Below are 18,883 nucleotides of genomic sequence, written 5' to 3'. Positions count from 1 at the left end.
CGACTGCGAGCCGCCGAACTTACCAGATAGATCGGGGGTGCGCTACCCCGCCCGATCCTGCTAATTGACACCGGCCTGAGCGGTACGTTCGGTGGTGTGCAGAGGTAGAATCTCCAGTTTAGACCCAATTGAGAGAAGGTCATGGCCCAACCCTACAGTGCGCGCAGCCGCGCCATCGAACCTTTCCACGTCATGGCGCTGCTGGCGCGGGCCAACGAGCTGCAGGCGGCCGGGCACGACGTGATCCACCTGGAAATCGGCGAGCCGGACTTCACCACGGCCGCCCCAATCGTCGCGGCCGGCCAAGCCGCGCTGGCCGCCGGGCACACGCGCTACACCGCCGCACGCGGTCTGCCGGCACTGCGTGAGGCAATTGCCGGTTTTTATGGGCAGCGCTATGGCCTGAACATCGACCCGGAACGCATCCTTATTACCCCAGGTGGCTCCGGCGCGCTGCTGCTGGCCAGCAGCCTGCTGGTGGACCCGGGCAAGCACTGGCTGCTGGCCGATCCGGGTTACCCGTGCAATCGCCACTTTCTGCGCCTGGTCGAGGGCGGGGCCCAATTGGTACCGGTGGGCCCGGATGTGAACTACCAACTGACTGCCGACCTGGTTGAGCGCTACTGGGACAAGGACACCGTCGGAGCCCTGGTCGCTTCGCCGGCCAACCCGACCGGTACCGTGCTGGGGCGCGAGGCGTTGGCCTGCCTGGCCAAAACCACCCAGGAGCGGCATGGCCATCTGGTGGTGGACGAAATCTACCATGGCCTCACCTATGGCATGGACGCGCCAAGCGTGCTGGAAGTCGACGACTCGGCATTTGTTCTGAATAGTTTTTCCAAGTATTTCGGCATGACCGGTTGGCGCCTTGGCTGGCTGGTGGCCCCGCCCGGTGCGGTCGCCGACCTGGAGAAACTGGCGCAGAACCTGTACATCAGTGCGCCGAGCATGGCCCAGCATGCCGCGTTGGCCTGTTTCCAGCCCGAGGCGCTGGCCATTTTCGAAGAGCGCCGCGCCGAATTCGCCCGCCGTCGCGACTACCTGCTGCCCGCCCTGCGTGAACTGGGCTTCCGCATTGCCGTCGAGCCGCAAGGCGCGTTCTACCTGTATGCCGATATCAGCGCTTTTGGCGGGGACGCGTTCGCATTCTGCCGACACTTCCTGGAAACCGAGCACGTGGCGTTCACGCCGGGCCTGGACTTCGGTCGCCACCTGGCCGGGCACCATGTGCGCTTCGCTTATACCCAGAGCCTGCCGCGCCTGGAAGAAGCGGTGCAGCGTATTGCCCGTGGCCTGCAGAGCTGGCAAGGCTGATGCGTTTCTCTCCTACACTCGAGCAGGGTCGCCTGCTGCGTCGCTACAAGCGTTTTCTGGCCGATATCGAACTGGCCAGCGGCGAGCAGATGACTATCCACTGCCCGAATACCGGCTCCATGCTCAACTGCATGCGTGAAGGTGGGCAGGTGTGGTTCAGCCGCTCCAACGACCCAAAGCGCAAGCTGCCAGGGACCTGGGAAATCAGCGAAACCCCCCAGGGGCGGTTGGCCTGCGTGAATACCGGGCGGGCCAATGCGTTGGTCGAAGAGGCCCTGCGCGCCGGCACAATCACTGAACTGGCCGGTTTCACTGCACTCAAGCGCGAAGTGGCCTATGGCGAGGAAGGCAGCCGTATCGACTTTCGCCTGGAGTTCGAGGGTGCCCCGGCCTATGTCGAGGTCAAGAGTGTGACGCTGGGCTACCCCGACACTGCAGTTGCGGCCTTCCCTGATGCGGTGACTCAACGTGGTGCGAAACACTTGCGTGAGCTGGCAAAGCTGGCCCGGCAGGGCGTGCGGGCCGTGCAGCTGTATTGCGTGAACCTGACCGGTATCGACGCTGTGCGCCCGGCTGAAGAAATTGATACAGCCTACGCCCAGGCGCTGCGCGCTGCCGTAGCGGACGGGGTGGAGGTGCTGGCCTACGGCACTCGGCTGGACGCCGAGGGTATCGTCATCAATCGCCGCTTGCCGGTGCTGCTGACCCCTTGAACCAGATGCCCTGGCTGTCTTCGTGGCAGCCCAGGGGCTGCAGCTGCTCACCCTCACAGGGGCCTGCCACGCATTCGCCGTTTTCTATCAGGAACAGCGCACCGTGATGGGCGCAGTGGATGAGGCTGGCGCTGTCATCCAGAAACGCGTCCTCTGCCCAGTTCAGCGGGATGTCCCGATGCGGGCAGCGGTTGCGGTACAGGTACACCTGGCCTTGGCGACGCACGCCGAACAGTTCGAGGCCGTCTACGCTGAAGGCGCGGCTTTGGCCCTCAGCGAGGCCAAGGGATGTACAAAGGAAGTGCATGGCAAGGATGACCCGTGAAACACGTGATGGCTTGACGCTCCAATGCGAATAATTATCAAATTGATCGCATTCGCTGCGCCCGGCTGCCTATGGTGCGCAGTTCCGCCGCTCGCCACAAGGCGTGTAGCCCGCCTTCAGAAGGAACCCGATGATGCGCCGTCCAGCTGCTTTTCTCGCTCTGTGTGCAAGCCTTGTGCTCTCTACCCAAGCCTTGGCAGCCGAGCTGCCGCAACGCTGGGTCAGCGCGGGTGGCGCCTTGAGCGAGTGGATAACCGCATTGGGAGGTGAAGCGCGCCTGGTTGGTGTGGACACTACCAGTCAGCACCCGGCCTCGTTGAAAGCCTTGCCCAGTGTGGGTTATCAGCGACAACTGTCGGCCGAGGGCATTCTCAGCCTGCGCCCGGATGTGCTGGTCGGCACCGAGGAAATGGGGCCGCCACCGGTACTGGCGCAAATCCGCAAGGCCGGCGTGCGGGTCGAGTTGTTCTCCAGCAAGGCCGAGCTGCCGGCTGTAGATGAAAACCTCAGGCACCTGGGGCAGTTGCTCGGTGCAGAGCAGCAAGCGTCCGCGCTTGCTGCGGACTACCGCCAGCGGCTCGATGCGTTGCATGCCAACGTCAAGCTGGCCCAGGCCGGGCAGCAGGCTCCTGGGGTGTTGCTGCTGGTCGGCCATGCCGGGGCCAAGCCGCTGATCGCCGGGCAAGGCACGGCCGGTGACTGGCTGCTGGACCAGGCGGGTGGGCGTAACCTGGCCGCGCACCCAGGCTACAAGAACTTCTCCAACGAAGCCTTGGCGGCGCTTGACCCGGATGTGATCGTGTTTTCCGACCGGGCGCTGGCCGATGAGCAGGCCTTGCAGGCGCTGTTGAAAGAAAACCCCGCGCTGGCTGCTTCGCGGGCCGTGCGTGAGAAACGCCTGGTCTCACTGGACCCGACGCTGCTGGTCGGCGGGCTCGGGCCTCGGCTACCGGCGACCTTGCAGTCGCTGGCAGCCACCTTCTACCCGGCTGCTCAGGCCAGCTTCGCACAATGAAACAGCGGGTCTCTCCACGTACGTTGTTCATTAGCCTGAGCCTGCTGTGCCTGTTGGCAATCTGGCTGTCACTGGCGCTGGGGCCAGTCAGCCTGCCGATGTTCGATACGCTGCGCGCTGGCCTGCGCCTGTTGGGGCTGCGCGTTTCCGAAGATGGCCTGCAGCAGGCCGAGATGATCCTTGGCCAGATCCGTCTGCCCCGTACCCTGTTGGGATTGGCGGTGGGCGCGGTGCTGGCGCTGTCCGGGGTGGCCATGCAGGGGCTGTTCCGCAACCCGCTGGCCGACCCCGGGCTGGTAGGGGTTGCCGCCGGCGCTGCGATGGGGGCAGCGGTTGCCATTGTTGGCGGCGCCTGGTTTGGCGGCCTGCCGGATGCTTTCGCGCCTTATCTGCTGTCGTTCTGCGCGTTTGTCGGCGGGCTTGGGGTAACTGCGCTGGTCTACCGCCTGGGGCGCCGCGATGGCCAGACCAACGTCGCCACGATGCTATTGGCTGGCGTGGCCATGACCGCGCTGGGGGGCGCGGCCGTGGGGCTGTTCTCTTACCTGGCCGATGACGCCACCTTGCGCACGCTGACGTTCTGGAACCTTGGCAGCCTCAATGGCGCCAGCTATGAGCGGCTGTGGCCATTGTTGCTGGTGGCGACAGGGGTGGCGGTGTGGCTGCCGCGCCGGGCCAAGGCGCTGAATGCCCTGTTGCTGGGTGAGTCGGAGGCGCGTCACCTGGGCGTTGACGTGGAGCGGCTCAAGCGTGAGCTGGTGTTCTGCACGGCGCTGGGCGTGGGGGCGGCAGTGGCGGCAGCCGGGTTGATCGGCTTCATCGGCCTGGTGGTGCCGCACCTGGTACGTCTGCTGGCCGGGCCTGATCACCGTGTGGTGCTGCCTGCCTCGCTGCTGGCCGGCGGTGTACTGATGTTGTTCGCCGACCTGGCGGCGCGGCTGCTGCTGGCGCCTGCCGAGCTGCCGATAGGTATCGTCACGGCCTTCATTGGTGCGCCGTTCTTCCTGTTCCTGCTGATGCGAGGGCGCGGCTGATGTTGCATGCAGAGGGCCTGTACCTGCGCAGGGGCAGCAATGAGGTGCTGCACGACATTCACCTGCAGTTGCCTCCGGGGCAGGTCGTGGGTGTGCTCGGTCCCAACGGTGCCGGCAAGAGCAGCCTGCTGAGTGTGCTGTGCGGTGAACTGGCGCCCGACCGCGGGCGGGTAACGCTGCAGGGCCGCCCGCTGGGCGATTGGGCCGGACAGGAACGGGCAAGGCGCCTGGCAGTGTTGCCGCAGGTGTCCAGCCTGGGTTTCTCGTTTCGGGTGGAGGAGGTGGTAGGCATGGGGCGCATGCCTCATGGCACCGGTCAGCGGCGCGATGCGGAAATTGTCGAAGCGGCGTTGCGGGCGGCAGATGCCTGGCACCTGGTAGAGCGCAGCTACCTGGCGCTTTCCGGCGGCGAGCGGCAACGGGTACACCTGGCCCGCGTGCTGGCGCAACTATGGCCGGGGGAGGAGGGCAGCACGTTGTTGCTCGACGAACCGACCTCGATGCTCGACCCGCTGCATCAGCACACCACCCTGGAAGCCGTACGCCGCTTCGCCGACTGCGGTGCTGCAGTGTTGGTGATCCTGCATGACCTGAACCTGGCGGCACGTTACTGTGACCGTATCCTGTTGCTGGAACAGGGGCGCTGCCACGCGTTTGCCACGCCCGAAGAGGCACTGACCCCAGCGGCACTGAAGGCGGTGTACGGTATTGACGTGTTGGTGCAGGCGCACCCCGAGCGCGGGCACCCGCTGATCATCACCCGTTGATGTTCTCAACGCGTGCAGGGCCTTTGTGAAAGTGGCCTTGTCTTGCGACCGGCCCGCCCCCGGTGCAGGCCATTTAAAGTGTGGATGACATGGAGTAACTGCCGATGCGACACCCGATGCTGTCCGGTTTCTCGCTGTGCCTGGTACTGGCGATAGGCGGCTGTCAGGCCAGCCTGCCGCCGTTGCCCGCCTGGCAGAGCAGTGAAGGTCGCACGCACGCCGAGCTGGGAAAGATTGTCGACCTGTCCAATGGGCAGGTCATAAGCCCTGAAACGCTGGTGCAGCACCTGGCCGATGCACCCCGAGTGCTTGTCGGCGAGAAGCATGACAACCCTGACCATCACGCGCTGCAACTGTGGCTGCTGCGCGCTCTTCAAGGCCAGCGCACTCAGGGCAGCCTGTTGCTGGAGATGCTGCAGCCCGGCCAGCAATCGCGGGTGGACAAGCTGGTGGGGCAGCCTTTGCCGGAAGACTTGCCCAAGGCACTCGCCTGGCAGGAGGGCTGGGATTGGCAGTTGTACGGGCCGATTGTCACCGAAGCCTTGCAGCATCGGGTGACGTTGCTGGCCGCCAACCTTTCGCCCGCCGAGATGCGTCAGGCCTATCGACAGCCGGCGCCGGTGCAGGGCGAAAAGTCCAATGCACCCGCGGTAAAGGCTGCCTTGCTGGAACAGGTGCGCGCCGGGCATTGCGGGATGCTGCCGGAAAACCAGTTACCGGCGATGCTGGCCGTTCAGCAGCAGCGCGACCGGCGCATGGCCGAGCGCTTGCAGGCGGCACCGCAACCGGCACTGCTGTTTGCCGGGGCTTACCATGTGCGCAAGGACCTGGGCATACCCTTGCATCTGGCTGACCTGGGGACGTCGGGAGAGAGCAAGGTTTTGCTGCTGGCTGAGGTGGGTGAGCGAGTCGAGCCTGGCGAGGCTGATTATGTGTGGTACACGGCGGCGATGCCGGAGCAGGATTATTGTGCGCAGCTGCGGCGTTGATCCTGAAAAAGCACAGGCAAAAAAAAGACCCGGCAAATTGCCGGGTCAATAACCGTGATTAGCCTGATGAGGAGATAATCTGAGAGTCCGAACCAGGGGCTCTTAGCTTATCCAACCAGTCTCGCGACCAGTTGTGATAATCATAACAATTCTCATTTAGCCGTCAATCCCTTTACCCCGATTATTTTGGTTTTTTTTGCGTAGGGTTTTTCGCGTCCAATTGTTGGTTGAGTGCTTCCTTGCGTTCGAGCGGCAAATCGTTCCAGTGCATGTCCAGCAGGGCGCCTTCAATGGCATACAACAGCACCTTCGATGCACGGAACCCTCGTGTCTTCACGGCCTGGTACGCACCCACCGCGCCCAGGCGGCGCAAATCCGATGCACTGTGGATGCCGGCTGCATGCAGCCACTGCGCAGACGTCTTGCCAAGGTTCTTCAGATGCTGCAATTCATCGTTCATCGAGCCTCCTTGCGATGGCTGAACGGGAATGGGGGATAAATCGCGAGCAGGTCTGAGAGGAGTGTAGCGGGCGTTGGGAAATGTGCGGCTTTTTGCCATCGGGGGATGAGCGGCCTGTGCCTGCCCCTTGGCGGGCAGGCACAGGAAGATGACGAACTTACAGGCCAGGCAACCGCTGGCGAATCTGCTCGATCACTTGATCCATGCTGCCGGCAGCCTGGGTATCGACGTGGGTGCTGTGCACCAGCTCCTGCGCATCCAGCGCCTCACGGCTGGCCTGCTGGGCCTTGATCACCTCCAGCGTGGCATCCGACGGGTCGCTGTTTTCGGCCTGGCGCTGCTCCAGCCAACTGGCGATGACCGCCTCTGGCGCGTGGCAGTCGAGTATGAGGAACGGCACGCCGGTCTGGCTGGCAACCTCTGCCGCAGCCTGGCGTTGCTCACGCTTGAGGTAGGTGGCGTCCAGCACCACCGGGAAACCGGCGCGCAGCACGGTCGCTGCCACCTCGTGCAGGCGCTGATAGGTCGCTGCGCTGGCGTCCTGGTCGTATATGCCCGTACTCAGCTGGCCGGCGTCGGCCTGCTGTTGTTCGCCGAACAGGCGCTTGCGCTCTACGTCCGAACGCACGCGCACTGCACCCAGGGCCTCGACCAGGCGCATGGCCACGTGACTTTTCCCCACCGCCGAAACACCATGGGTGATGGCCAGCAGGCGCGACGGGATGGCGCTGTAGCTTTCGGCCAGGTTGGCGTAGTTGCGGTAGGTGCGCAGGGTGGTGGCACGCTGAACGCCATCAGCGTCGGCCGGCATGCTGAACAGTGCGACCTTGGCCCGCACCAGCGCGCGGTAGGCTTTGTAGAAGTTGAGCAGTTCCAGGCCTTCGTAATCCCCCGTCAGTTCCAGGTACTGGCTGATGAAGCGCCGGGCCAGGCATTTCAGGCCGCGGTCTTCCAGGTCCATGGCCAGGAAGGCGGTGTCGGCGTAGACGTCGGTCAGTCGGAAAGGCTCGTTGAATTCGATGCAATCGAAGATCACCACCTTGCCATCGATCAAGGTGGCGTTGCCCAGGTGGATGTCACCGTGGCACTCACGGATGAAGCCCTTGGCCTTGCGCTTTTCCAGCAGCCCTTGCAGGCGCTCGAAGCTGCTGCGGGCCCAGGCCTGCAGGGCGTCAAGTTGCTGCAGATCGGCTTTGTCGCTGAGGAATGGGCGAATCTGCTCGAAGTTCTGCTCCACCGGGGCCATCACGCTCTCTGGCGTGCCCAGCGGGTGCTCCATCGGCACACGTGGGGCCTGCAGGTGAAACTCGGCAATCTGCCGGGCCATCTGGTCGATGTGCGTGGCGTTCAGTTCGCCATTGGCCTGCAGGGTGTTGAGCATCTGGCCCTGGGGGAACTGGCGCATCTTCAGCACATACTCGATGGCATCACCTTCGCCACCGATCTGCGGTGCGTCGACGCTACCGGTGATCGGTAGCACTTCCAGGTACAGGCCTTCGGTCAGGCGCTGGTTCAGGCGCAATTCCTCGTTACAGAAATGCTGGCGCTGGTCCAGTCCGGTGAAGTCCAGGAAGCCGAAATTCATCGGTTTCTTGATCTTGTAGGCGTATTCGCCAGTGAGCAGGACCCAGGAGATATGCGTCTCGATGAGCTGAAACCCCTCCACGGGGTGAGGGTACAGGGCAGGGTTCTGCAACGCAGTAATAAGAGCTTGGCTCACGGCAAATCCTTCCGGGGCAAGGGAATTCGAATGCGCCATTATGGTCAATGGTGCCGTCCCTGCCTACCGCCGGGCCGTCTGCCCAGCCTTTATAAAGTGCGTATAATCCGCCGCCATGACCCGAACCCGAAATTCCCGCACCCCTCAGAAACGCCCGACCGGCCGCTCCCGCGCCTGGCTGGGCTGGGCTTTGAAGCTCAGCCTGGTTGGCCTGGTGATCGTTGCCGGCTTCGCGGTTTACCTCGATGCCGTCGTCCAGGAAAAGTTCTCCGGCAAGCGCTGGACCATCCCGGCCAAAGTGTATGCCCGACCGCTGGAGCTGTTCACCGGCCAGAAGTTGAGCAAGAACGACTTCCTCACCGAGCTCGATGCGCTCGGCTACCGTCGCGAAAGCGCCGCCAATGGCCCGGGCGCTGCGTCCGTCAGCGGCAATACCGTCGACCTCAATACCCGTGGCTTCCAGTTCTACGAGGGCATGGAACCGGCGCAGTTCGTCCGCGTGCGCTTCTCTGGCGATTACGTTGCGGGCCTTTCCGGTGCCAACGGCAAGGCGCTTGACGTGGTGCGGCTGGAGCCGCTGATGATCGGCGGCATCTACCCGAAAAATCTCGAAGACCGCATCCTGATCAAGATCGATCAGGTACCCAAATATCTGCTCGAAACCCTGGTGGCCACGGAAGATCGCGAGTTCTACAGCCACTTCGGCGTGTCGCCAAAGTCCATCGTCCGGGCCATGTGGGTCAACACGTCGTCCGGCTCGATGCGCCAGGGTGGCAGTACCCTGACCCAGCAATTGGTGAAGAACTTTTACCTCACCAGCGAGCGCAGCCTCAGCCGCAAGCTGACCGAGGCGATGATGGCGGTCCTGCTCGAACTGCACTACGACAAGCGTGAAATCCTTGAGGCTTACCTCAACGAGGTGTTCGTCGGCCAGGACGGTCAACGCGCGGTGCACGGCTTTGGTCTGGCTAGCCAGTTCTTCTTCAGCCAGCCGCTGTCTGAGCTGAAACTGCATCAGATCGCCCTGTTGGTGGGCATGGTCAAAGGCCCGTCCTACTACAACCCGCGGCGTCACCCCGAGCGTGCCCTGGCTCGCCGCAACCTGGTGCTCGACCTGGTGGCCGAGCAGGGCGTGGCCAGCCAGGCAGAAGTCGATGCGGCAAAGAAAATGCCGCTGGGCGTGACCAAGCGTGGCAGCCTGGCCGACAGCTCGTTCCCGGCTTTCCTCGACCTGGTCAAGCGACAGCTGCGCCAGGACTACCGCGATGAAGACTTGACCGAAGAGGGCCTGCGTATATTTACCAGCTTCGACCCGATCCTGCAGATGAAGGCTGAAACCTCGATGAGCGAGACCTTCAAGCGCCTGGCGGGCCGCAAGGGGGCAGACGATGTGGAAGCGGCGATGGTCGTGACCAACCCTGAGACCGGTGAAGTACAGGCGCTGATCGGTAGCCGCCAGGCAGGCTTCGCCGGCTTCAACCGGGCCATCGATGCTGTGCGGCCGATCGGCTCGTTGGTCAAGCCGTCGGTATACCTGACTGCGCTGGAGCAGCCGAGCAAGTACACCCTGACCAGTTGGGTGCAGGACGAGCCATTTTCGGTCAAGGGCGCTGACGGCCAGGTCTGGCGCCCGCAAAACTATGACCGCCGCCCGCATGGCACTATCTACCTGTATCAGGGGCTGGCCAACTCCTACAACCTGTCGACCGCCAAGCTTGGCCTGGAAGTGGGTGTGCCGAACGTGATCAAGACCATTGGTCGTTTGGGCGTGAATGTCGACTGGCCAGCATTCCCGGCCATGTTGCTGGGGGCGGGTGGCATGTCGCCGATGCAGGTGGCAACCATGTATCAGACCATCGCCAACGGCGGCTTCAACACGCCGATGCGCGGCATCCGCAGCGTGCTCACCGCCGAGGGCGAGCCGCTCAAGCGCTACCCATTCCAGATCCAGCAAACCTTCGACCCAGGTGCCATTTACCTGGTGCAGAACGCCATGCAGCGCGTAATGCGCGAAGGTACAGGGCGCTCGGTGTACAACACCTTGCCACGCTCGCTGACCCTGGCGGGCAAGACCGGTACCAGTAACGACTCGCGTGACAGCTGGTTCTCCGGCTTCAGTCAGGATCTGCTGGCCGTGGTGTGGATGGGGCGTGACGATAACGGCAAGACACCGTTTACCGGCGCCACCGGCGCCTTGCAGGTGTGGACCAGCTTCATGAAGAAGGCCGACCCGCTGCCGCTGGACATGCCGCAACCGGACAACGTGGTGCAGGCCTGGATCGACCCCTACAGTGGCCATGGGTCTGATGCCAGCTGTCCGGGAGCGGTGCAGATGCCGTATATTCGCGGGAGCGAACCGCCCGCCGGCGCGACCTGTGGCGGCGAGGAAAATCCGGCTGAGTCGGTCATGGACTGGGTCAAAGGCTGGATGAATTAAGCACAGGCTGCATTGATGAGGTGTGATGTGAACAAGTGGCTGTTTCCTGCCGTGACGGCGTTGGCTGTGCTCCAGGGGTGCTCCAGCGTCCCGCGTGGCAATATTCCGGTGGTCGACTCGAGCACCCGCGTGTCCAACAGCGAACGCGTGAAGGCCAACCGCTCGGCGGGTGGCTATAACACCGGCACCGCCCAGGCGCAGACGCTGCCGGAGGATTCCGGTGTCACCGTGATGATCCCGCAGGGCGCAGGCGCATCGGGCATCCAGACATTCCCGGCGTCCAATGGCGCTGCGCCGATCAGTACCTCGCCGATCACCCCAGGGCCTGTCAGTTCGGCGCCGATGACCACCAATCCCAACCCGATTGCCGATGAACCCTTCGACATTGCCGCGATGAACAGCACCCCGCAAAGTGCCAGTGCGCCAACCGGTATTCCGCGCAGCGCCGCCGCCGGTGGCCTGTCGGCCGACGAGCAACTGGACGGTCCTGTGCTGGCACTGTTGACCACGGCGCAGACGCAGCAGGGCAGCGGCGACTTCAACGGTGCCGCTTCGAGCCTTGAGCGTGCCCAGCGCATTGCTCCGCGTGAGCCGCAGGTGCTGTATCGCCTTGCCCAGGTGCGCCTTTCGCAAGGTGATGCAGCGCAGGCCGAGCAGTTGGCGCGCCGCGCCCTGACTTACGCCAACGGCCGCCCAAGCCTGCAGGCAGAGCTTTGGAACACGATCGCCCAGGCCCGTGAAAAGCAGGGTGACAGCGCTGGGGCTGCGCTGGCCCGGCAAAAGGCGCGGGTCAATTCGTGATGATCGAACAACGCGTGCTGGATATTGCCGACCACCTGCTCTTGATCGAGCGCGAGCTGCAGGTGCAAGGCTGGTGGGATGACGAGCCGCCAAGCGACGAGGCACTGGCCAGTACGGTGCCGTTCGCCGTGGATACCCTCAGTTTTGAGCAGTGGCTGCAATGGATCTTCCTGCCCCGCATGAAGATCATCATCGAGCTGGGCCACCCGCTGCCCAATGCATCGAGCATCCTTGTCATGGCCGAGACCGTGTTTACCGACCGGCCGGAGCAAAGTCGTGAGCTACGCCGCCTGTTGGCAGCTTTTGATCAATTGATCGCTCCTTCCGCCTGATTTCTTCAGTTTTTCCGTCAAGGGCCGCAGATTGTGGCCCTTTTTTTTGGAAATCTTCTTAATTCTGCTGCTGAAGCGATTTTTAGTGGTGGCAGGAATTCATCTTGGGGAAAAATTGGCAATAATTTTTCTTGACTTGTTGGCGCCGAATCACAAGAATCCAACTTCCGCTGTAGAGGGACTGCCAGAAGCAGACCCGCTAAGCAGATCATGAGGTGCACACCCGCGCCGACCTGTTACACCCCGCAACGCGTTACCTCGCGCTGGGTGGGAAACCCCCGCAACACTCTGGGGATTTCCCAATACTTGCTCAGTCAGTGCTGACGTTCGCTCATGCTCTGCTTGGCAGTAAACCTATTAAGACCCGTCCAGTGAGGGCGGTATTCTGGCGTTTTAGAGGTGAACAACGTGGAGCTTTTATCTGGCGCTGAGATGGTCGTCCGCTTCTTGCGTGACGAAGGCGTTAAGCACATCTACGGGTACCCTGGTGGTGCTCTCCTGCATGTTTACGACGCACTGTTCAAAGAACCGGAAGTGGAACACATCCTGGTTCGTCACGAGCAGGCGGCCACCCATATGGCGGACGGTTACGCTCGCGCCACCGGCAAGGCCGGTGTGGTGCTGGTAACCTCCGGTCCTGGCGCAACCAATGCCATTACCGGTATTGCCACCGCCTACATGGACTCGATTCCGATGGTCATTCTGTCCGGCCAGGTGCCTAGCACCATGGTGGGCACCGATGCCTTCCAGGAAACTGACATGATCGGTATCTCGCGGCCGATCGTGAAGCACAGCTTCATGATCAAGAATCCGACCGAGATCCCTGAAGTTCTGAAAAAAGCTTTCTACCTGGCGCAATCCGGTCGTCCAGGTCCAGTCGTGGTCGACATTCCAAAAGATATGACCAACCCGGCTGAGAAGTTCGAATATGTCTACCCGAAAAAGGTCAAGCTGCGCTCCTACAGCCCGGCGGTCCGCGGTCACTCCGGTCAGATCCGCAAGGCTGCCGAGATGCTTCTGGCGGCCAAGCGCCCGGTCGTCTACTCCGGTGGCGGTGTGATCCTCGGCGGAGGCTCCGAAGCCCTGACTGAAATCGCCAAGTCGCTGAACCTTCCGGTCACCAATACCCTGATGGGGTTGGGTGGCTTCCCGGGTACCGACCGCCAGTTCCTCGGCATGCTTGGCATGCATGGCAGCTACACCGCCAACATGGCCATGCACAATGCCGACGTCATCTTTGCCGTCGGTGCGCGTTTCGACGACCGCGTTGTAAACGGTCCGGCCAAGTTCTGCCCGAACGCCAAGATCATCCACATCGACATCGACCCGGCGTCGATCTCGAAGATGATCAAGGCCGACGTGCCAATCGTCGGCCCGGTCGACAGCGTGCTCAACGAGATGCTCGGCATCCTCAAGGAAATCGGCGAGCAGCCTGACAAGGCGGCGCTGGATGCCTGGTGGAAGCAGATTGACGAATGGCGTGGCAATGGCGAGTTGTTCCCTTACGACAAGGGCGATGGCAACGTCATCAAACCGCAAAAAGTCATCGAGACACTGTGCGAAGTGACCAATGGCGATGCCTTCGTCACTTCCGACGTGGGCCAGCACCAGATGTTTGCCGCGCAGTACTACCGCTTCAACAAGCCAAACCGCTGGATCAACTCCGGTGGCCTGGGCACCATGGGCTTCGGCTTCCCGGCGGCGATGGGCGTCAAGCTCAACTTCCCGGATCAGGACGTGGCCTGCGTGACCGGCGAAGGCAGCATCCAGATGAACATCCAGGAGCTGTCCACCTGCATGCAATACGGCCTGCCGGTGAAGATCGTCAACCTCAACAACGGTGTGTTGGGCATGGTCCGCCAATGGCAGGACATGGCCTACAACGGTCGTCACTCGCACTCGTACGTCGAGTCGCTGCCTGACTTCATCAAGCTGGCTGAGGCCTATGGCCATGTGGGTATCCGCATCACCAGCCTGAAGGACCTCAAGCCGAAGCTGGAAGAAGCGTTTGCGATGAAGGACCGTCTGGTGTTCATCGACATCGCGGTTGACCGCAGTGAGCACGTCTATCCGATGCAGATCAAGGATGGCTCGATGCGTGACATGTGGCTGAGCAAGACGGAGCGTACCTGATATGCGGCACATCATTTCCCTGCTGCTGGAAAACGAACCAGGTGCGTTGTCCCGCGTGGTCGGCCTGTTCTCCCAGCGCAACTACAACATTGAAAGCCTGACTGTAGCGCCGACCGAAGACCCGACCCTGTCGCGTCTGACGCTGACCACCGTTGGCCATGACGAAGTGATCGAACAGATCACCAAGAACCTGAACAAGCTGGTCGAAGTGGTCAAGCTTGTCGACCTGTCGGAAAGCGCTCACATCGAGCGTGAACTGATGCTGGTCAAGGTCAAGGCCACCGGTGCCCAGCGTGCCGAGATCAAGCGCACCACGGATATCTTCCGTGGCCAGATCGTCGACGTGACCGCCAGCGTGTACACCGTGCAGCTGAGCGGTACCAGCGACAAACTGGACAGCTTCATCCAGGCGATCGGCACTGCATCGATTCTGGAAACCGTGCGCAGCGGCGTTACCGGCATTGCCCGTGGCGACAAAGTGCTCAGCATCTAAATCCAAAAAATTAGCGATGGCTCCGCAGGGGCCGAGATATAACCAGGGGTATTTTCATGAAAGTTTTCTACGATAAAGACTGCGACCTTTCCATCATCCAGGGTAAGAAAGTCGCCATCATCGGTTACGGCTCCCAGGGCCACGCTCAGGCGTGCAACCTGAAAGACTCCGGTGTAGACGTTACCGTCGGTCTGCGTAAAGGTTCGGCTACCGTTGCCAAGGCTGAAGCCCACGGCCTGAAAGTTGCCGACGTTGCTACCGCTGTCGCTGCGGCTGACCTGGTCATGATCCTGACCCCGGACGAGTTCCAGGGTGCTCTGTACAAGAACGAAATCGAGCCGAACATCAAGAAGGGCGCTACCCTGGCCTTCTCTCACGGTTTCTCGATCCACTACAACCAGGTTGTTCCGCGTGCCGACCTTGACGTGATCATGATCGCGCCGAAAGCCCCGGGCCACACCGTTCGCTCCGAGTTCGTCAAAGGCGGCGGCATCCCTGACCTGATCGCTATCTACCAGGACGCTTCCGGCAACGCCAAGAACGTCGCACTGTCCTACGCTTCGGGCGTGGGTGGTGGCCGTACCGGTATCATCGAAACCACCTTCAAGGACGAAACCGAAACCGACCTGTTCGGTGAGCAGGCTGTTCTGTGTGGCGGTACCGTCGAGCTGGTCAAAGCCGGTTTCGAAACCCTGGTCGAAGCTGGCTACGCGCCGGAAATGGCCTACTTCGAGTGCCTGCACGAGCTGAAGCTGATCGTCGACCTCATGTACGAAGGCGGCATCGCCAACATGAACTACTCGATCTCCAACAACGCCGAATACGGTGAGTACGTCACTGGTCCGGAAGTCATCAACGAAGAATCCCGCAAGGCCATGCGCAATGCCCTGAAGCGCATCCAGGACGGCGAGTACGCGAAGATGTTCATCTCCGAAGGTGCTACCAACTACCCATCGATGACCGCCAAGCGCCGCAACAACGCCGCTCACGGCATCGAAATCATCGGCGAGCAGCTGCGCTCGATGATGCCGTGGATCTCGGCTAACAAAATCGTCGACAAGACCAAGAACTAAGTCTTATCGAAAGATGAAAAACGCGGCTTCGGCCGCGTTTTTTCGTTCTGGCATCCAGCTTCTGGTATAAAGCAGACCAGTGGCTCGCTGTCAGAACCTGTTTCGCGGGCCCGTGTCGAACATTTTCCATCCTGTTGCAAGGTACCCTCCATGAGCGAACGTCCCGAAGAGCCGAACAAGCCCTCCGACGCCGAAAGCCTGCTACCTGTCGATGAGCACGTTGAAGAAGGGCATGACGCCGAAGGCCGCAAGGTGCGCCACCGCGGCATCTACCTGTTGCCCAACCTGTTTACCACCGCCAACCTGTTTGCCGGTTTCTATTCCATCATCAGCTCGATGAGCGCACAGAGCGCCCTGAGTGCCGGCGACCCGCGCGAGGCGAGCAAGTACTTCGCTTTTGCCGCTATCGCCATCTTCGTGGCCATGGTGCTCGACGGCCTGGACGGCCGCGTTGCGCGCATGACCAATACCCAGAGTGCCTTCGGTGCCGAGTATGACTCGCTGTCGGATATGGTCGCCTTCGGCGTGGCCCCGGCTTTGCTGGCCTTCGGCTGGGCGCTGGGTGACATGGGCAAGGTCGGCTGGATGGTTGCCTTCATCTATGTGGCCGGTGCCGCGTTGCGCCTGGCGCGCTTCAATACCCAGGTCGGTACCGCCGACAAGCGCTACTTCATCGGCCTGGCCAGCCCGGCTGCCGCAGGTGTGGTGGCGGGCACCGTATGGGCGTTCAGCGACTATGGCATCCAGGGCTCCAAGCTGTCGTTCCTGGTCGCGCTGCTGGTGGCTGCTGCTGGCATGCTGATGGTCAGCAACATCAAGTACAACAGTTTCAAGGAGCTGGACCTCAAGGGGCGCGTGCCGTTCGTGGCGATCCTGGCGGTGGTGCTGGTGTTTGCCGTCGTGTTCAGCGACCCGCCGCGTATCCTTCTGTTGATCTTCCTCGCCTATGCAGCATCGGGGCCGATCCAGTTCCTGCTGAGGGCGCGCCGTCGCAAAGCGTGAAAATCACTTAACGCTGGAATAACCTCACGGCTCCATAGTCTTACTGGTACATCCGTTACTCAGTGCTATGGAGCCGTTCATGCTTATCAAGCTTCCCAGGTCTTCCGAGTGCAAGGCGTCGGAGATCACCCCCGAAGGCATTTACCTTTCCCGTCGTACCCTGCTGGGTGGCTCATTGGCTGGCCTGGCGCTAGGCGCATTGCCGGGCGGGGTGGGCGCGGCGCAAATGTCGCGTTATGCCGATGTACAGGCGGGGGCCGCGCCGGCCTGGTTCACTGGCAAGCTCGCGGCCACGCGCTGGCAGGCGGTGACGGTGAAAGACGAGGCGATCACGCCGTTCAAGGATGCCACTCACTACAACAACTTCTACGAGTTCGGGCCCGACAAGGGCGACCCGGCGGCCAATGGCGACAGCCTGAAAACCGAACCGTGGTCCATTGTGGTGGATGGTGAGGTGGGCAAGCCCGGACGCTATGCATTGGAGGACTTCGTCAAACCCTATCAGCTTGAGGAGCGGATCTATCGGCTGCGCTGCGTAGAGGCGTGGTCGATGGTCATTCCGTGGCTGGGGTTTCCTTTGGCTCAGGTGCTCAAGCAGGTTGAGCCGACTTCCAGTGCGCGTTATGTGCGTTTCGAAACGCTGAAGGATCCGCAGCATATGCCTGGGCAGCGTTCAGGATTCGCCTTGATCGACTGGCCTTATAGAGAAGGATTGCGCCTGGATGAGGCGATGCACCCCTTGGCAATTCTCGCGGTGGGTATGTACGGCCGGGAACTGCCCAACCAGAACGGTGCGCCGTTGCGTTTGGTGGTGCCTTGGAAGTATGGCTTCAAGAGCATCAAGTCGATTGTGCGTATCAGTCTGGTAGCGGAGCAGCCCGGCACTACCTGGGAAGGGCTGGCGCCGGATGAATATGGTTTCTATGCCAATGTGAACCCGACAGTCGACCACCCGCGCTGGAGCCAGGCGCGCGAACGTCGCTTGCCCAGCGGGTTGTTCAGCCCCAATGTGCGGGAGACGCAGATGTTCAATGGCTATGCCGATGAAGTGGCGTCGCTGTATACCGGGCTCGATCTGCGGAAGAACTACTGATGCGTTACCCCTGGTTTCGCTTGGCCATCTTCATCGTGGGCTGCCTGTTCCCGGTATGGTGGCTATATGAAGCGGCGATGAACCTGCTGGGGCCTGATCCCGGGAAGATCATGATGGACCGCCTTGGGCTTGGGGCGCTTACCTTCCTGTTGGTGACCTTGAGCATGACGCCACTGCAGAAGCTGACGGGCTGGTCTGGTTGGATCGTGGTTCGCCGGCAGCTGGGGTTGTGGGCGTTCGCTTATATAGTGCTGCACATCCTCTGTTACCTGTTCTTTATTCTTGGGCTGGATTGGGGGCAGTTGGCTGTGGAGCTGCGCAAGCGGCCCTACATTATCGTGGGGGCGCTGGGGTTCCTGGGTTTGCTGGTGCTGGCGGTCACCTCGAACCGGTACAGCCAACGGCGGCTGGGGGCGCGGTGGAAGAAGCTGCACAGGTTGGTGTATGCGGTGCTTGGGTTGGGCTTGCTGCATTTCCTTTGGATCGTGCGTTCCGACCTTCGGGAATGGGCGATCTATGCGTTTATTGGGGCTGTGTTGATGGTATTGCGGATACCTGCTGTTGCGCGGGCGCTTCCCAGGGTTGTCAGGAAGCAGGGTAGGGCGGTTTGAGAGTGGGGGGGCTGACAAGGGCCTGTCTTGAGGTAGCGATGGCTGTGGAGGGGGCCCGCCTTTGTTTCTCTGGCGTCTGTGAGATCGAGCGCCGCGCGCGTCCGGCTCGAGACATCCATCGCCTGTGAGACCGAGCGCCGCCCGCGTCCGGCTTGAGACATTCACCGCCTATGAAACCGAGCGCCGCGCGGGCGGCGCTCGATCTCATAGGCGCTGAAACTGTTGTGGCGAACACTTGGCAGCCCCGATACGGTATTTCCCCCTTATATTTCACTTTCTTGAAATTAAAGGTTGACGCCCTCTCGAATCCCCTTATAATGCGCCCCACTTCCAGCGACATCGGAACGAAAAACTCCTTGAGATTCAATGAGTTAAGTAGTGAAGGCAAAAGCTGGAAGGGCTACGATCGAATGATCGAAAGCGGTTGAAAATGGTGGTTGACAGCGCTTTCAAGTGCTGTATGATTCGCCTCCCGCTACGAGAGATCGCAGCGAGCCAAGTGTTTGAAGCTAAACGAGTTTCTCGCAAAAAACTTCAAAATAAACGCTTGACAGGCTCTGAGGAAAGCGTA

Annotated in this window: 18 protein-coding genes; 15 read left to right on the top strand and 3 right to left on the bottom strand. The window is 61.7% G+C overall.

The window, feature by feature from the left end:
- Positions 1-141: 141 nt before the first annotated feature.
- Both ACF8Q6_RS23040 and sfsA read left to right on the top strand, forming a co-directional pair.
- Complete coding sequence (locus tag ACF8Q6_RS23040) at positions 142-1,314, top strand: pyridoxal phosphate-dependent aminotransferase (RefSeq protein WP_392490135.1); 1,173 nt, start codon at positions 142-144, stop codon at positions 1,312-1,314.
- Positions 1,314-2,027 carry a DNA/RNA nuclease SfsA gene (sfsA, locus tag ACF8Q6_RS23035; RefSeq protein WP_392490134.1) on the top strand — a complete coding sequence of 238 codons (714 nt, stop codon included), beginning with the start codon at positions 1,314-1,316 and terminating at the stop codon, positions 2,025-2,027. The genes ACF8Q6_RS23040 and sfsA overlap by 1 nt, the downstream gene beginning before the upstream one ends.
- Here the strand turns inward: sfsA and ACF8Q6_RS23030 are convergent.
- Complete coding sequence (locus ACF8Q6_RS23030) at positions 1,993-2,334, bottom strand: Rieske (2Fe-2S) protein (protein ID WP_221100956.1); 342 nt, start codon at positions 2,332-2,334, stop codon at positions 1,993-1,995. The genes sfsA and ACF8Q6_RS23030 overlap by 35 nt on opposite strands.
- Before the next feature lie 148 nt (positions 2,335-2,482).
- Here ACF8Q6_RS23030 and ACF8Q6_RS23025 point away from each other — a divergent pair, with 148 nt between their 5' ends.
- The 4 genes from ACF8Q6_RS23025 to ACF8Q6_RS23010 all read left to right on the top strand — a co-directional run bounded on the left by ACF8Q6_RS23025 (position 2,483) and on the right by ACF8Q6_RS23010 (position 6,157).
- The gene (locus ACF8Q6_RS23025; RefSeq protein WP_192907668.1) at positions 2,483-3,367 is read left to right on the top strand and encodes a hemin ABC transporter substrate-binding protein; all 885 of its coding nucleotides are present in this window, start codon (positions 2,483-2,485) and stop codon (positions 3,365-3,367) included.
- Positions 3,368-3,417: 50 nt separating this feature from the next.
- Positions 3,418-4,401 carry a FecCD family ABC transporter permease gene (locus ACF8Q6_RS23020; protein ID WP_392490139.1) on the top strand — a complete coding sequence of 328 codons (984 nt, stop codon included), beginning with the start codon at positions 3,418-3,420 and terminating at the stop codon, positions 4,399-4,401.
- Positions 4,401-5,168: a heme ABC transporter ATP-binding protein gene (locus tag ACF8Q6_RS23015; protein ID WP_392490133.1), complete on the top strand. Its 768-nt coding sequence runs from the start codon at positions 4,401-4,403 to the stop codon at positions 5,166-5,168. Before ACF8Q6_RS23020 ends, ACF8Q6_RS23015 begins: the two co-directional genes overlap by 1 nt.
- Positions 5,169-5,272: 104 nt before the next feature.
- Positions 5,273-6,157, top strand: a complete 885-nt coding sequence (locus tag ACF8Q6_RS23010; protein WP_392490132.1) for a ChaN family lipoprotein — start codon at positions 5,273-5,275, stop codon at positions 6,155-6,157.
- Positions 6,158-6,338: 181 nt separating this feature from the next.
- Here the strand turns inward: ACF8Q6_RS23010 and ACF8Q6_RS23005 are convergent, their stop codons facing one another.
- Positions 6,339-6,617 (bottom strand): TfoX/Sxy family protein, encoded by a 279-nt coding sequence (locus ACF8Q6_RS23005; RefSeq protein WP_010955337.1) that lies wholly within the window; start codon positions 6,615-6,617, stop codon positions 6,339-6,341.
- 157 nt (positions 6,618-6,774) lie between these two features.
- Positions 6,775-8,337: an AAA family ATPase gene (locus tag ACF8Q6_RS23000; RefSeq protein WP_392493517.1), complete on the bottom strand. Its 1,563-nt coding sequence runs from the start codon at positions 8,335-8,337 to the stop codon at positions 6,775-6,777.
- Positions 8,338-8,452: 115 nt separating this feature from the next.
- Between ACF8Q6_RS23000 and mrcB the strand changes: the two genes are divergently transcribed.
- From mrcB to msrQ, 9 genes are all read left to right on the top strand, one after another.
- Positions 8,453-10,774: a penicillin-binding protein 1B gene (gene mrcB / locus ACF8Q6_RS22995; protein WP_392493516.1), complete on the top strand. Its 2,322-nt coding sequence runs from the start codon at positions 8,453-8,455 to the stop codon at positions 10,772-10,774.
- Between the two features lie 15 nt (positions 10,775-10,789).
- Positions 10,790-11,575, top strand: a complete 786-nt coding sequence (locus ACF8Q6_RS22990) for a tetratricopeptide repeat protein (protein WP_392493514.1) — start codon at positions 10,790-10,792, stop codon at positions 11,573-11,575.
- Positions 11,575-11,907 carry a YqcC family protein gene (locus ACF8Q6_RS22985; RefSeq protein WP_003250034.1) on the top strand — a complete coding sequence of 111 codons (333 nt, stop codon included), beginning with the start codon at positions 11,575-11,577 and terminating at the stop codon, positions 11,905-11,907. The genes ACF8Q6_RS22990 and ACF8Q6_RS22985 overlap by 1 nt, the downstream gene beginning before the upstream one ends.
- Positions 11,908-12,315: 408 nt before the next feature.
- Entirely contained in the window at positions 12,316-14,040 is a 1,725-nt protein-coding gene (locus tag ACF8Q6_RS22980) for an acetolactate synthase 3 large subunit (RefSeq protein ID WP_392493513.1), read from the top strand.
- A gap of 1 nt (position 14,041) precedes the next feature.
- Positions 14,042-14,533: an acetolactate synthase small subunit gene (gene ilvN / locus ACF8Q6_RS22975; protein ID WP_003250040.1), complete on the top strand. Its 492-nt coding sequence runs from the start codon at positions 14,042-14,044 to the stop codon at positions 14,531-14,533.
- Positions 14,534-14,589: 56 nt separating this feature from the next.
- Positions 14,590-15,606: a ketol-acid reductoisomerase gene (ilvC, locus tag ACF8Q6_RS22970; protein ID WP_003250043.1), complete on the top strand. Its 1,017-nt coding sequence runs from the start codon at positions 14,590-14,592 to the stop codon at positions 15,604-15,606.
- Between the two features lie 150 nt (positions 15,607-15,756).
- Positions 15,757-16,608 (top strand): CDP-diacylglycerol--serine O-phosphatidyltransferase, encoded by an 852-nt coding sequence (gene pssA, locus ACF8Q6_RS22965; protein WP_028632592.1) that lies wholly within the window; start codon positions 15,757-15,759, stop codon positions 16,606-16,608.
- A gap of 79 nt (positions 16,609-16,687) precedes the next feature.
- Positions 16,688-17,701 carry a protein-methionine-sulfoxide reductase catalytic subunit MsrP gene (gene msrP / locus ACF8Q6_RS22960; protein WP_392493511.1) on the top strand — a complete coding sequence of 338 codons (1,014 nt, stop codon included), beginning with the start codon at positions 16,688-16,690 and terminating at the stop codon, positions 17,699-17,701.
- On the top strand, positions 17,701-18,312 hold the full coding sequence (msrQ, locus tag ACF8Q6_RS22955) for a protein-methionine-sulfoxide reductase heme-binding subunit MsrQ (protein ID WP_392493509.1): 612 nt from the start codon (positions 17,701-17,703) through the stop codon (positions 18,310-18,312). The genes msrP and msrQ overlap by 1 nt, the downstream gene beginning before the upstream one ends.
- Positions 18,313-18,883: the final 571 nt, after the last annotated feature.

This window comes from Pseudomonas sp. GLN_2, from assembly GCF_043106005.1.
GTDB lineage: Bacteria > Pseudomonadota > Gammaproteobacteria > Pseudomonadales > Pseudomonadaceae > Aquipseudomonas > Aquipseudomonas alloputida.
The sequence above is the reverse complement of the archived record's forward strand: the minus strand, read 5'-3'. Positions and strand labels throughout refer to the sequence as shown.